We start from the raw sequence: 13,204 nt of genomic DNA on the forward strand, positions 1-13,204 counted from the left end.
CCGCCGCGCCGCTCGTACTTCAGCGGCGCGCGGTCACGGTTCCCTCCACCGCGAACAACTGCTCCTCCACATGGTCGAGGGCCAGCCGCAGCGCACCCGTCGCCACCGCCGCTTCCCCCAGCATCGAGAGGGCCACCTTGGGGGGACGCAGGCAGTAGCGCGCCAACTCCCTGCGCAGCGGCTCCAGTACGCCGTCCAGGCCGGCCGCCCAGCCGCCGATGACGACCAGCTCCGGGTCCAGGGCGAGGACCAGGGCCGCCACGTCGTGCACCAGCCGCTGGATGAAGCGCTCGACCGCAGCCCGCGCCCGCTGGTCGCCGTCCTTGGCCAGCGCGAACACCTTGGCGACGGCCTGCTCGTCGAGCGGGTGCAACGGCTCGTCCGTCGTCGACAGCAGCGTCTCGGGGGTGACGTCACGGCCCAGCAGATGCAGCGCGCCGATCTCACCGGCCGCGCCGCCGAATCCCCGGTGCAGCCGCCCGCCGATCAACGCGCCGGCGCCCGGGCTGAGTCCCGCCAGGACGAACACGACGTCGTCGGACTCGGTCGCAGCGCCCTTCCAGTGCTCGGCGACCGCCGCCGCGTTGGCGTCGTTCTCCACCAGCACCGGACACTTGAAGGAACGGCTCAGCCGCTCGCCCAGCGGCAGACCCGTCCACTCCGGCAGCGCGGTGCCCAGGCGTACGGTGCCGTCCGCCTCGACGATGCCGGGGCTTCCGACGCCCACCGCGCGCAGGGAGCTACGGGCGACGCCCGCCCTGCGCAGCAGTTCGGCGACCGCCACGCGCAGCCGCTCCAGCCGCTCGTCGGCGGACGCCCTCTCGTCCACGTCCTTGGCCATCGCGCCCAACACGCGCCCGTCCAGGTCCGCGAGCAGCGCCGCGACGCGGTGCGGGCCGATCTCCAGGCCCAGCAGGTGCCCCGCCTCGGCCCGGAACCGGAATCTGCGCGCCGGACGCCCCTGGCGCCGCGTGGCACCCTCCTCGGCTGCCTTCTCGACGACGAGCCCGTTCTCGATCAGCCCCTCGACGACCCCTTCGACCGTCGGCCGTGACAGTCCGGTCACCCGGGTGATCTCGGTGAGGGTCGCGCAGTCCGTGGCACGCAAGGCGTGCAGGACCACCGCGGAATTGATCCGTCGCAGCAGAGAGGGATCCCCGCCGGTCAACTGCCCCAACGTCCGTCCTCCCAGCTTGTACGCGTGTTGGCCGGATCGTACTCGTCGCGGGGGACCCCGGCGAGGGCCGGGGACCCATTCGGTCCGCGGGCCGCCGTCAGCCCGGCGCCACGAACCCCGATTCGTAGGCCGCGATGACCGCCTGAGTACGGTCCCGGGCCCCCAGCTTCGCCAGTACGGAGCTGACGTGCGACTTGACCGTCTCCGTGCCGACGACCAGCCGCCCGGCGATCTCGGCGTTGGACATCCCCCGGGCCATCAGCCGCAGCACGTCCGCCTCGCGCTCGGTCAGCGCGGCCCGCTCCATGGCCGCCCGCGCCGCCGGACTGGCCCCGCCCTCCCCGTAGTCGGCCGCCAACTGCCGTACGGAGGCGGGGAACAACAGGGACTCGCCCTCGGCCACCAGCCGCACCGCGTGCACGATCTCGGCCGGCCGCGCCCGCTTCAGCAGGAACCCGTCGGCTCCCGCACGCAGCGCCTCGTAGACGTACTCGTCGTTCTCGAACGTCGTCACCACAAGGATCTTGGGCGGGTCGGCGACCGTCCGCAACAGCGCGCGGGTGGCCTCGATGCCGTCCATCAGGGGCATCCGGACATCCATGGCGACCACGTCCGGCCGCAACTGCCGGACCAGCGGGATCACGGCGGCGCCGTCGGCGGCCTCACCGACGACCTCGATGTCGGGCTGCGCCTCCAGAACGGCGCGCAGCCCCGCGCGGACGAGGGGTTCGTCGTCGACGAGCAGAACGGTGACCGGCATCCGGCCAGCGTAGATCAGTGCAACGGCAGTTCTGCATGCACCTGCCAGTCACCTTCGTGCGGGCCCGTCCGGGCGCTGCCGCCGAGCAGCGCGGCCCGCTCCCGTATGCCGCGCAGACCACTGCCCCGTCCGGCCACGACTCTGCCGTCCGGCAGCGGATTGCGGACCTCCAGCGAGAGCGCGCCGTCCCTGACATCGATACGCACCCGCACCGGAACGCTTCCGGCGTGCCGCAGCACGTTGGTGAGCGACTCCTGGAGGATGCGGTAGCCCTCTCTGGACACCGGACCGGCCACCGTCTCCAAAGGACCCGTCACCTCGACGTCCACCTTGGCCCCGGAGGTGCGCGCCGACTCCAGCAGCCGGTCGGCGTCGGTCAGCGTGGGGCGGCCGCTCGCCGGGCGTTCCGCCTCGCGCAGCACCCCGAGCACCCGCTCCAGGTCCTCCAGAGCGGCTCTTCCGGTCTCCTCGATGGCGGTCAGGGCACGGCCGGTGAACTCCGGGTCGCCGGCCGCGCGCGCGGCGCCGGCCTGCACCACCGCGACGGTGAGCGCGTGGCCGATGGAGTCGTGGAGCTCCCGGGCTATGCGATTGCGCTCCAGGAGTTGCTCGGTGCGCTCCTCCAGCGCGGCGAGCCGCTCCGTGGGGGAGGGACCGAGGAGCCGTCGAGCGAGCGCCGTGGTCAGCTCGCCCAGGCCGACCACCGCGCCGTACAGGGCGAGCAGGGGCAGGGGAATGAGCAGCGCGCAGCTCCAGTGCGGGTCCAGGAGCCGGATCACGGGGTCGCCGGACGGCCAGTAGCCGAGGGCCGCCCTGGTGAGGTCGACGGCGAACATGGGCAGCCACACGGTGGTCATGGAGGCCGTCACGCCCAGCAGCAGGCGCGCCTCCAGCCAGAGCAGGGTCCGCCACCGGTCCCGCCATCCGGCCGACGGAGCGACCGAGAAGCCCAGGTCCTCGCCGTCCCGTTCGCCCGGCGCCAGCATGAAGCGCGCCTGCACCCCCTCGCCCCGCCGCACGGCCGGGATCAGCCCGAACGGAATGAGCAGGACCGCCGGCACCCACGGCCTCGACGCGTCGATGTACAGCCACACGCTGACGAACAGCATCGGCACCCACAGGTGCAGCAATCGCGTGTACGTCGTCCCCCACAGCAGCGGGCGCAGAAACCGGGCCATTGCGCCATCGTGCCAGCGGCCACTGACAACGGACCTCCCCCGGGCGGGGGAGACGATCTCCACCTACGGGGGAGGCGAGCGGCGGCCGACGGCGGCCAGGCTGGGCCCATGACCAGCATCGACGTCCAAGACCTGACCAAGGAGTACGGCGGCAAGCGCGCCGTGGACCACCTGACCTTCAGCGTTCTCCCGGGCCGTGTCACCGGATTCCTCGGCCCCAACGGTGCCGGAAAGTCCACCACCATGCGGCTCGTGCTGGGCCTGGACCGGCCCACCTCCGGCACCGCGACCATCGGCGGCCGCGCGTACGCCACGCTCGACGAACCGCTCCGGAAGGTGGGCGCCCTCCTCGACGCGGGAGCCGCCCACGGATCGCGGACCGCCCGGAACCACCTGCGGGCGCTCGCCGTCACCAACCGGATCCCCGAACGCCGGGTCGACGAGGTGCTGGAGGAGACGGGGCTCGCCGCGGTGGCCCGGCGCCGGGTGAGGACGTACTCCCTGGGCATGCGTCAGCGTCTGGGTATCGCGGCCGCCCTGCTCGGCGACCCGCCCGTGGTGCTCCTGGACGAACCGTCGAACGGGCTGGATCCCGAAGGGATCATCTGGATCCGGGAGCTGCTGCGCCGGCTGGCCCGGGAGGGGCGCACCGTCCTCGTCTCCAGCCATCTCATGAACGAGACCGCCTCCTTCGCCGACCAGCTCGTCGTCCTGGGCCGAGGCAGGCTTCTGGCCGACATGCCGATGCGTGAGTTCATCGACGCGCGCGTGCGGCCCCGGGTCCGGGTGCGCAGCACGGACAGCCGTGCGCTGGGGGGCCTGCTCGCGGAACAGGGCATCGAAGCCGTCGAGGGTGAGGAGGGCCGCTGGACCGCGTACGACGCACGGCTGGAGGACATCGGGCTCCTCACCTCGGCCGCCGGCCTCTCCATCCTCGAACTCGCCGCGGAGGAGGGCACGCTGGAGCAGGCCTATCTGGATCTGACCGCCACCGAGACCGAGTTCGCCGCCGCCCCGACCCAGCCTCAGGAGGCCTGACCATGTCCTTCGCACCCGCCCTCCGCGCGGAATGGATCAAGATCCGGACGCTGCGCCCGCTCCTGTGGGGCCTGGTGGCCGTCCTCCCGGCCACGGTCGCGTTCTCCGCGCTCGCCGGCCTCGACGACTCCGACGGCCCGGATTTCGACCCGCTGTTCTCGACGTTCTTCGGTGTCAGTTTCGGCCAGATCGCGGCCATCACCTTCGGAGCCCAGGCGGTCTCGGCCGAGTACCAGAGCGGCGCGCTGCGTGTGTCGCTGGCCGCGGTTCCGGACCGGGGGCGCTGGTTCCTGGCGAAGACGGTGGCGATCGGCGTACCGGCTCTGGGGATCGGCCTGGTCACCGGTGCGCTCAGTCTCGTGGCCGGGACGTCGGTGCTCGGGTCCCGGGCGGACGCCCTGACCTGGACGGCGGAACTCCGGGGCGTGGTGGGCTGCGCGGTCTACCTGTCCCTGATGGCCCTGTTCGCGGCGGGCCTGGCGGCCGTCCTGCGCAGCGGGGTCGCCACCCTGAGCATCCTGATCCCGTTCCTCCTGATCGTGTCCTTCGTCGTCGGGTCGGCGCCGGGGGGCGTGGCGGACTTTCTGCCGGACAAGGCCGGTCAGACGGTTCTGCACGCGTCGTGGGACGGCGCGCCGGGACCCTGGGGCGGGCTTGCGGTGACGGCGTTGTGGACGGCGGCGGCTCTGGGCGCGGGCGCGTGGTGCGTCCGGCGCAGGGACGCGTGACCGCGGTGGCTTCCTGACGCCTCACCAATTGTCAGTGGTGGCGGCTTTACTGGACGTCATGACCATCGCGCGGCAACTCGCCACGATCGACCGGCTGTGCGCCGAGGACTTTCCCACGGGGCACGGCGGGTCAGTCGCCGGGTCGTACGGCGGTCCCGGGGGACCAGGTTTCCATGTCGTCGAGTTGGAGCGGAGCGGAGATTCCGCAGGGGACCGGCACGGCGAACGGGAGGAGGCCGAGCAGTACGAGGCGTTGCGCGAGGCGCTCGCGCAGCGGCTCGCCGACCGGTGGGGGAAGCCGCAGTGGGTGAGCCTCGACGGCGTGTTCCTGCGTGCCCAGCAGGGCGACGAGCGCATACCGGAGCCCTGGGCCTCCCTGGGCGCGCACCTGAGGAACGCGGAGGTGTGGCGAGCGGAAGAGACGGGCCGCTGGGTCGTCCTCGGCATCTCCCGACTCGGCGAGGGCCAGGAGTTCAGACTGCTCGCGGTGATCACGGACATAGACCCGCCGTGACACGGGGAGCGTCCTGACGCGAGCGTCGTGATCCGCGGCTACGGAGACAGGCCCGACCGGCTGGCTGGTCAGCGGTCGAGGCGATCGCGCACGTCGGCGACCAGCCCGTCGGCGTCGTCGAGCGCGGCAGTCAGCGTCTCCGGGGTGGTGCCGAGCGCGGAGAACAGCCCGTGGGCCCGCCCGGCGAAGTCCGCCGGGGCGACGGCGAGTTCTCCCGCGGCCCGAATCGCCCCCTTCTCGTTGAGCACCCAGCGTCGGGCATGGGCATGGAGGGCATGCGCGAGAAGGCCGACCGCGCGGAAGAGACAGCCGGAGACGTAGAAGACATCGCCGCCGGCGGCCCCCTTGCGGGCGGCGGCCAGGATGAACGGCGCCTCCCATCGCGCGTTGTCCATGAGCGCTCCACGCAGCGGCTCGGGGTAGGTGCGCGTCAGCTTCCGCAGCTCACCGCCGGGGTCGGCGAGGACCTGCCCGACGGCCACCTCACCGGCGTAGGAGTGGGAGTACACGCCCAGGGGGTGGCCGGGCTGGACCCCGATCTCGAACCGTCCGGCGAGGCAGTCCCGCCAGACGCGGTGCACCCGGTCCAGGTCGCGGTAGATCCAGTCGACGCGGTGACCGTCGACGGTCAGCCAGCCGCCACCGTCCACCCACGGCCCCCCCAGCCGCCCGGCTCGGTCACCTCCACCGGGCCACCGGTCAGCCGGGCCGCGAGCAGGCGCAGCGCCGCGGTGTCCAGCGGCCGCCGGTAGTACAGGCCCAGATCGAAGTCGGAGTCAGGACGGTGCGTACCACTGGCCCGGCTGCCTCCCAGGCACACACCGACGATGCCGTCGACCTCGGTCAGCCGGTTCGCGATCTCCGCCAGACGCTCCATGTCGGGGATTCTGCCGAGGCGGATCTTCGTCCGCGACCCATTTGGGCCCGGCTGCGCACCGCCCTCGGCACGACTGCACATCGGCTTCGCCACGGCTGCGCACCGCCTTGGACACGGCCCCCACCGCCTTGGACACGACTGCACACCGCCGACGGCGCGACTCCACGCCGCTTCGGGCGCGGCTCCGTGCCGCCGAACGCCGGGAGGCCACCCGCGACGACGGCACGAGCCGGTCGCGGGCGGCCTCCAGGTCCGCTTGTGCGAGGTGGGATCAGAGGATCGCGCCGGGCGTGTAGCCCGCGGCCTCCGGGTGCTGCTTCACGATCTCTTCGACACGGCCCACGACGACCGCCACCTGGTCGGCCGCGGCTCCCGTGAAGGACAGCTTGTCGGCCATCAGCTCGTCGAGCTGCGCGCGGTCCAGCGGGATCCGCTCGTCCGCGGCGAGCTTGTCGAGCAGCTCGTTGCGTTCGGCGCCCTGCTCACGCATGGCCAGGGCGGAGGCGACGGCGTTCTCCTTGATGGCCTCGTGGGCGACCTCGCGGCCGACACCGGCACGCACGGCGCCCATGAGAACCTTGGTCGTCGCGAGGAACGGCAGGTAGCGGTCCAGCTCGCGGGCGACGACGGCCGGGAAGGCGCCGAACTCGTCGAGGACGGTCAGGAAGGTCTCCAGCAGACCGTCCAGCGCGAAGAACGCGTCCGGCAGGGCGACCCGGCGCACCACCGAGCACGACACATCGCCCTCGTTCCACTGGTCGCCGACCAGCTCGCCGGTCATCGACGCGTAGCCGCGCAGGATGACCATCAGACCGTTGACACGCTCGCAGGAGCGGGTGTTCATCTTGTGCGGCATCGCGGAGGAGCCGACCTGGCCGGGCTTGAAGCCCTCGGTGACCAGCTCGTGCCCGGCCATCAGGCGGATGGTCTTGGCGGTCGAGGACGGGGCGGCCGCGACCTGCACCAGCGCGGTCACGACGTCGTAGTCCAGCGAGCGCGGGTAGACCTGGCCGACGGAGGTGAAGGCGTGCGAGAAGCCGAGGTGCCCGGCGATCCGCCGCTCCAGGTCGGCGAGCTTGGCCGCGTCGCCGCCCAGCAGGTCGAGCATGTCCTGGGACGTGCCGACCGGGCCCTTGATGCCGCGCAGCGGGTAGCGGGCGAGCAGCTCCTCGAGACGGCCGTACGCGACGAGGATCTCGTCCGCGGCGGTCGCGAAGCGCTTGCCGAGGGTGGTGGCCTGCGCGGCCACATTGTGCGAGCGGCCGGCCATGACCAGCTCGGCGTATTCGCCGGCGAGCTTGGCCAGCCGGGCGAGGACCGCCACCGTACGGTCGCGCGTCAGCTCCAGCGAGAGCCGGATCTGAAGCTGCTCGACGTTCTCGGTGAGGTCGCGGGAGGTCATGCCCTTGTGCACGTGCTCGTGGCCGGCGAGGTCGTTGAACTCCTCGATCCGCGCCTTCACGTCGTGCCGGGTGATCTTCTCGCGCTCGGCGATGGAGGCGAGGTCGACCTGGTCGAGGACCCGCTCGTAATCGGCGATGGCGGCGTCCGGCACCTCGATCCCGAGGTCCTTCTGGGCCCGCAGCACGGCGAGCCAGAGCTGACGCTCCAGCTTGACCTTCTGCTCGGGGGACCAGAGCGTGGCGAGCTCGGCGGAGGCATAGCGTCCGGCGAGAACGTTGGGGATACGGGGCTTGGCAGGCGCGGCAGTCACGTGTACGGAGCATACCGGCTGTCCGGAGTGGCTCCCGCTATGTCCGCGGCGTCCCGGATGCGCAGGTCGTGGCGGAGCGGCACCCCCCGGCGGACCGGGGCGTGCGTGAGGAGGTGCGGGGACGGGACGGAGGTGTCGCGCTCGGGCGCGCACCACAGGCCGTGTCGTCGCTCCTGCGGCCGCCGGTCATCGCGGCGGATTGACGCTCAACTCCTTTGAACGGAGGGGAGTTGTTCACCGTATGAAGGGATGGATGGCTCGGTGGAACGTTTTGGCAGGGTGGTACTCATGATCCGGAACGCGGGGGGCGGCTTCCGTAACCCGCCTGCGCGTGCGGATCGGGGTGGGGCTGCTCGCTGCCGACAACAGCGCGCAGACCTCCGTACGTCCTCGACGTGAATCGGTCGTGGGCGAAGGTGAGCTCTGCCGTGATCAGTTGGTTGCGCTCGTCGTTGACTTCCTCGATCTCCTGCATGAGCTGGGAGTTCTTGGCGCGCAGTGCCGTGTTCGCGTTGCGCGCCTCGTCGAGGGCTCGGGCATGACTGCCGAGTCTGATGGCGGTGATGGTGGCCCTGCGGGCCATGGCTTTCTCTCGCCGGGCCAGGTCCAGCTCGCGTTTTTGGATGTCCAGCTCGAGGCGTCGTCGGTGTTCCGCCAGGACGCTGAGATCATGTCGTGTGCGGGTATCGACCTGCGTCACCGTGTGACGGAGCAGGGCCGCAAGTGCCCCGGCCACGCCCATGGTTAACAGGCCGATCCCGACTGTCGCCGCTTCCCATGCATGGTGCCAGACGCCCACGCCCACGAATGTCCAGCCGGCTGTGCAGCTGGCGGCGGACGCGGTTGCCAGTCTGTACGCCACGTCTTGTTACCCCCTTGCAGTGGCCCCCCGGCTGTCGTCGGCATCGAGATCCTTTTGGAGCTCGATAGCTTGGACGATGTTCCCGCTGAGCATTGTGCGGATTCTGAGATCAGTGATTCCCCATGCGTCCATGGCCTCCTCCGGGGTGAGTGATACCGAGGCTACCCTCCGTGTCGCAGGCTGAGGCCCGTGTTCCGGCGGAAGCATGCCGCTGTTCACCAACATCTCTCGCTGGTCGAGGCCAAGTACTGACGCCCATGTCGTCAGTTGCGAGGGAAGGGGGAGGGTCTTTCCTTCCAGTGTTCTGCTGATCGTCGTCAGGCTCACTCCAATCGCGATGGCCAGTTGAGCCCGGCCACCGGCTCGTGGGCGTACGTCGTACCCGGCCGCTGTCGCGGCATTCGTGAGGTACTCGCCCACCCTCCTTGCGAGAGCTTGTCGCTCACCGCGGGACTCGTGGGGGGACTCTTCCATGCTCCGCATGTTCCGGAGAGTAGCGCGCGTGTATGCAACTTGCACGCGACTTGCATGCGTGCATCTTCGCAGGTCAATCGGCGTTTAACAGTCATGGCAGGCCAAGGGGGACGGGTCGTACGTCAGTTCCCCACAAAAAGTCTCGTCTTCATACCGGCGAAGCAACTTGCGTACGTGTACGCAAGTTGCATATGTTGCATGACTGTGAGTTAGTCGCACGTATGCAAGTCCCTTTGAGGGGACCCTATTTGCACCGCCTCGGCATCAGCTCGACCAGGCTCCGGAGCTGCGAGGCAACCGCGGGGGCGCCTCGAAACCTTCGGACACGACGACCCGGTCATCCGGCGCCCGAGCCCGGCCATGGCCGGAGCGGACCGTCGCAGCACCTGCCCACCACAGTTCATCCACTCATGAACGGAGTAGGCCTTGATCGCCGAGGCTAACGCCGCCACACCGCGGTTCGACACCAGAGAACCGGCCCTTATCGCCCGCGCGCTCGCGGGCGACCGGGACGCTTTCGGGGAGCTCTACGCCCTGCATCACCCCGCGGTACTGGCTTACGTACAACGCCGTGTACGCAATCGGCAGGTCGCCGAGGACATCACCGGCGAGACCTTTCTCAACGCCTGGATGAAACGCGAGACCTTCACCTATCGCGGCATCGGTTTTGTCGGGTGGCTGATCACCATCGCCCGGAACAAGGTCATCGACCATTGCAAGAGTGCCCAGCGCCGCGAATTCGTCGTCGAGGACATGCTCGGCTTCGACGAAGATCTCACGGTCAGCACCGAGGACACCGTACTGATCAGTCTGGACGAGGAGTTGCTGCGCCGGGCTCTGGAGCAACTGCGGCCACCACAACGCGAAGTCCTCACGCGGCGCTTCTTGATGGAGTTCTCGGTGCTGGAGACGGCACGCCAGATGTCACGGTCCGAAGGCGCGGTGAAGACCCTGCAGTTCAGGGCGCTGGCCAAGCTGCGCAGCGAGTATCTGGGGGTGGCGGCATGACCACCGTGCCCGAGATCCGTTCGGTCGTCGAAGCCAATCTTGCCGAGCAACTCAGCGCGTTGGCGCGGGAGTTCGTCGCCGACCTGGAGGCGCAGGGGCGTCTGGTGGAGGCCGGCGGGGCCGGTGTCCTCGAACGGCTGCGGACACAGGTCGAGGCCGTGCAGAACTGTCCGGAGGCCTACCACGCGGCCGTGGACACGATCGTGGAGGACTGCGGCTACCCGAGCGAGGTCGCGATGCGGATCGCCACCGCGCTGAACCGCAAGGGGCTGATCCCCGGCGACGACGTCGAGCCGCGCCGCGAGCGTGCGTCCGCTTCCGAGCCGAACGGCGGGGGACGGGTCCCGGGCGACGATATCGAGCCGCGGCACGACCGGGCGCCCGCGTCCGCCCCTGCCCTCGCGCCCGCCCCCTTGTCCGTGTCCGCCCCCTTGTCCGTGCCCGCGCCGGACCCTGAGGAACAAGGCCTCGGCGCCGGCGGTCCCGAGCCGCGGCACGACCATGCCCAGGCGCCCGGGCCGGACGATCCGGATGATGAGGAACCCGTGCTCGGTGGCGAGGAGTCCGAACCCCGGCACGAGCGCGCTCCCGCGTCCGTGCCGGACCACCGGGGGCCGGTCCCCGGCGCCGAGAACCCCGAGCCGCGGCACGACCGTGCCTCCCTGTCCTCGCCGCTCGTGCCGCCCGCGCGCGGTGCGATCGTCCTGCATCTCGCCCACCGCGGTGCCGGACGGGTCGTGGCGGAGCACGGGGCGGCACCGGTGCCGCAGCGCGTCGACGGCCAGGTTCCGCGGGTGCGGCCGGCCGCAGCGCGGTCGCGCCAGGTCGGATGGGGCAGCGCCTCCGCCCGCGCGGTCTCGGTCGCCGCGAGTCTGCAGTCCGACCACCTCGCACGCCTGGAGGCCATGCAGATCACGGCGGACGGCGAGCGGGTCACGGTGGCCATCAAGGCCACCTGCCTGGACGACTGGGAGTACTGGCTCGACGCGATCGGTGCTCCCCGCAACGTCCGGACCCGGACGGCCGGGCATGCTCAGGTGGCCGCGGGCACCCTGGACGGAGTCGCCGTCCATCTCACCGCGCACGGTGTCCCCGAGCTCCTCCAGGAGGCGAGCGACACGGCCGCCGATCCGTTCTTCCTCTGGGGGCGGATCTATGACCTCGGGACGGGGCAGGTCGACCGCACCGACCGGATCTGGCTGTCGCTCGGGCGGCGCCAGGACGAGCGCGGTATGCCGCTGCTGGTCCTGCGCGGCACGGACGGTCCCCCGTATCCACTCGCCTCGATCGTCATGGCGCACGGCCCGCTGACGTCGACCCCCCTGCCCTCCGGCGGAATCACCGGGGACAGTGCGTGATCGTCGCCGGGGCGCCGCTTCGCCTGGCTGTTTCCACTCGTGATGCCCCGCGCCGCTGCATGAGGCGAACCGGGGCGACGCGTCCACACACGCTCACGTTCTGTGTACTGAACCTGGCGCAGAGCGACCTCGGCCGGTAGTAGGCGTGGCCGTCAGGGATGGCCGGTTTCCCACCCTGCCGGCAGTCCGCCGCAAGGGTGCCGATGGGGCACATCGGCCCTGATCGGTCCACCGGTGGTGTGTCGGTGTCAAAAGGTACGCACGTGCCTTTGGCCCGGCCACGCCCATGGACAGGTGCCCGCAAGTTCCCCGGGTGGTGCTCTGGGGCGTACTTCTCAGGCCAAGGCTCGAGTGCTTTGATGTTGATTCCAGCGGGAACTCCCGGCTGGCCTGTTACTTGCCATCCCCGCGGGATGGCAAGACGGCTCCTCTCCATGCTCCGCAAAGCTGGAGGGGCCGTCGGCGGGGCCCGGCGTACGCGCCGGCCCCGGCCGTACTCACGGGCGCGCGAGCGGGCGCATCAACTGCATACCTGCGCTGTCGAGCGCCCCCCGTGCGCCCTGTGGCGACCGAGGGGTGATCGGGTAGCGTCCTCCTCCATGCGGAGCATGGGCCGCCGTGCCACTCGAGAGAGCGACACGGCGGAAGCCGCCCTTCAGGGCCGACTCAGCCGCTGTGCCCGCCCGTGACAGGACCCTCGTAGGGCAGGAGCTCCGGGCGCTTCGCCGGCAGTCCGTCGCCGGACGAGCGGCCCGTCAGCCGTCGCCCGATCCACGGCAGCAGATACTGCCGGGCGAAGCGGGCGTCGGCCGTGCGGCGGGAGACCCAGCCGGGGGGCGCGGTGGGCGCCGCCGGAACGTGCCAGTCCGGGTCCTCGGCCTCGTATCCGAGGGTCTGCCACACGGCTTCCGCGACCCGGTGGTGTCCCTCGGCGGTCAGATGCAGCCGGTCGACGTCCCATGAGCGCGGGTCGGCGAGCGAAGGTGCCCCGTAGAGGTCCACCACCAGGGCGCCGTGCCGCTCGGCGAGCTCGTCGACGACGGTGAAGAGCTCCTCCATGCGAGGCCGGAAACGTTCGAGGACCGGGCCGTTGCGGCCGGGGCTGCGCATCAGGACGAGCTGCTCGCAGGCCGGGGCCAGCCGCTCCACGGCCTCCTCCAGCAGGCCGCGCACGCGTCCCATGTCGACCTTGGGCCGCAAGGCGTCGTTGAGGCCGCCGACCAACGTGATCACGTCCGGCCGCATGGCGGCGGCCACGTCCACCTGCTCGTCGACGATCTGCCCGATCAGCTTGCCGCGCACGGCGAGGTTAGCGTAGCGGAAACCGGGTGCCCGGGCCGCCATACGGCCCGCGAGGAGGTCGGCCCATCCTCGGTACGAGCCGTCGGGCAACAGGTCCGACATGCCCTCGGTGAAGGAGTCGCCTACCGCGACGAGGCTGGTGTGTGAGGCATTCATCTGCATGGCGTGAAAGATGGTAACCCGAACACATACCCATCGGTCGGTCGGATCGTCC

At 71.0% G+C, this 13,204-nt stretch carries 11 protein-coding genes and 1 pseudogene; 5 read left to right on the top strand and 7 right to left on the bottom strand.

What is annotated here, in order from left to right:
* Nucleotides 1–19 precede the first annotated feature (19 nt).
* The 3 genes from ACWEBX_RS23365 to ACWEBX_RS23375 form a co-directional block, all read right to left on the bottom strand.
* On the bottom strand, nucleotides 20–1,177 hold the full coding sequence (locus ACWEBX_RS23365) for an ROK family transcriptional regulator (RefSeq protein WP_355769198.1): 1,158 nt from the start codon (nucleotides 1,175–1,177) through the stop codon (nucleotides 20–22).
* 97 nt (nucleotides 1,178–1,274) lie between these two features.
* Nucleotides 1,275–1,937, bottom strand: coding sequence for a response regulator (locus tag ACWEBX_RS23370; RefSeq protein ID WP_451886755.1), 663 nt, complete (start codon nucleotides 1,935–1,937; stop codon nucleotides 1,275–1,277).
* Nucleotides 1,938–1,951: 14 nt separating this feature from the next.
* Entirely contained in the window at nucleotides 1,952–3,115 is a 1,164-nt protein-coding gene (locus tag ACWEBX_RS23375; protein ID WP_451886756.1) for a sensor histidine kinase, read from the bottom strand.
* A 108-nt stretch (nucleotides 3,116–3,223) separates the two neighbouring features.
* On the opposite strand from ACWEBX_RS23375, the gene ACWEBX_RS23380 reads away from it, so the two are divergent.
* From ACWEBX_RS23380 to ACWEBX_RS23390, 3 genes are read left to right on the top strand one after another with little or no spacing between them, the layout of a single operon-like run.
* Entirely contained in the window at nucleotides 3,224–4,153 is a 930-nt protein-coding gene (locus tag ACWEBX_RS23380) for an ATP-binding cassette domain-containing protein (protein WP_451886757.1), read from the top strand.
* Nucleotides 4,154–4,155: 2 nt separating this feature from the next.
* Nucleotides 4,156–4,881 carry an ABC transporter permease subunit gene (locus ACWEBX_RS23385; RefSeq protein ID WP_451886758.1) on the top strand — a complete coding sequence of 242 codons (726 nt, stop codon included), beginning with the start codon at nucleotides 4,156–4,158 and terminating at the stop codon, nucleotides 4,879–4,881.
* A 58-nt stretch (nucleotides 4,882–4,939) separates the two neighbouring features.
* Nucleotides 4,940–5,395 carry a hypothetical protein gene (locus ACWEBX_RS23390; protein ID WP_451886759.1) on the top strand — a complete coding sequence of 152 codons (456 nt, stop codon included), beginning with the start codon at nucleotides 4,940–4,942 and terminating at the stop codon, nucleotides 5,393–5,395.
* Between the two features lie 68 nt (nucleotides 5,396–5,463).
* On the opposite strand, the pseudogene ACWEBX_RS23395 reads toward ACWEBX_RS23390, so the two are convergent.
* The 3 genes and pseudogenes from ACWEBX_RS23395 to ACWEBX_RS23405 all read right to left on the bottom strand — a co-directional run bounded on the left by ACWEBX_RS23395 (nucleotide 5,464) and on the right by ACWEBX_RS23405 (nucleotide 8,686).
* A pseudogene (locus tag ACWEBX_RS23395) lies at nucleotides 5,464–6,272 on the bottom strand (nucleotidyltransferase domain-containing protein).
* Between the two features lie 271 nt (nucleotides 6,273–6,543).
* Nucleotides 6,544–7,986 carry an adenylosuccinate lyase gene (purB, locus tag ACWEBX_RS23400; RefSeq protein ID WP_451886760.1) on the bottom strand — a complete coding sequence of 481 codons (1,443 nt, stop codon included), beginning with the start codon at nucleotides 7,984–7,986 and terminating at the stop codon, nucleotides 6,544–6,546.
* 286 nt (nucleotides 7,987–8,272) lie between these two features.
* Complete coding sequence (locus ACWEBX_RS23405) at nucleotides 8,273–8,686, bottom strand: hypothetical protein (RefSeq protein WP_451886761.1); 414 nt, start codon at nucleotides 8,684–8,686, stop codon at nucleotides 8,273–8,275.
* 1,062 nt (nucleotides 8,687–9,748) lie between these two features.
* Between ACWEBX_RS23405 and ACWEBX_RS23410 the strand changes: the two genes are divergently transcribed.
* Complete coding sequence (locus ACWEBX_RS23410; protein WP_326789111.1) at nucleotides 9,749–10,330, top strand: RNA polymerase sigma factor; 582 nt, start codon at nucleotides 9,749–9,751, stop codon at nucleotides 10,328–10,330.
* Complete coding sequence (locus tag ACWEBX_RS23415) at nucleotides 10,327–11,688, top strand: BN159_2729 family protein (protein ID WP_451886762.1); 1,362 nt, start codon at nucleotides 10,327–10,329, stop codon at nucleotides 11,686–11,688. Before ACWEBX_RS23410 ends, ACWEBX_RS23415 begins: the two co-directional genes overlap by 4 nt.
* A 666-nt stretch (nucleotides 11,689–12,354) precedes the next feature.
* On the opposite strand, the gene ACWEBX_RS23420 is transcribed toward ACWEBX_RS23415, so the two are convergent.
* Nucleotides 12,355–13,152: an SGNH/GDSL hydrolase family protein gene (locus tag ACWEBX_RS23420; protein WP_451886763.1), complete on the bottom strand. Its 798-nt coding sequence runs from the start codon at nucleotides 13,150–13,152 to the stop codon at nucleotides 12,355–12,357.
* Nucleotides 13,153–13,204: the final 52 nt, after the last annotated feature.

The sequence above is a fragment of the Streptomyces sp. NPDC005070 genome (assembly GCF_053600395.1).

What these genes read in the sequence shown, in the direction of transcription:
- ACWEBX_RS23375 (WP_451886756.1), bottom strand. Translation starts at nt 3,115, where the DNA reads ATGGCCCGGTTTCTGCGCCCGCTGCTGTGGGGGACGACGTACACGCGA.
- ACWEBX_RS23415 (WP_451886762.1), top strand. Translation starts at nt 10,327, where the DNA reads ATGACCACCGTGCCCGAGATCCGTTCGGTCGTCGAAGCCAATCTTGCC.
- ACWEBX_RS23390 (WP_451886759.1), top strand. Translation starts at nt 4,940, where the DNA reads ATGACCATCGCGCGGCAACTCGCCACGATCGACCGGCTGTGCGCCGAG.
- ACWEBX_RS23370 (WP_451886755.1), bottom strand. Translation starts at nt 1,937, where the DNA reads ATGCCGGTCACCGTTCTGCTCGTCGACGACGAACCCCTCGTCCGCGCG.
- ACWEBX_RS23385 (WP_451886758.1), top strand. Translation starts at nt 4,156, where the DNA reads ATGTCCTTCGCACCCGCCCTCCGCGCGGAATGGATCAAGATCCGGACG.
- ACWEBX_RS23420 (WP_451886763.1), bottom strand. Translation starts at nt 13,152, where the DNA reads ATGCAGATGAATGCCTCACACACCAGCCTCGTCGCGGTAGGCGACTCC.
- ACWEBX_RS23380 (WP_451886757.1), top strand. Translation starts at nt 3,224, where the DNA reads ATGACCAGCATCGACGTCCAAGACCTGACCAAGGAGTACGGCGGCAAG.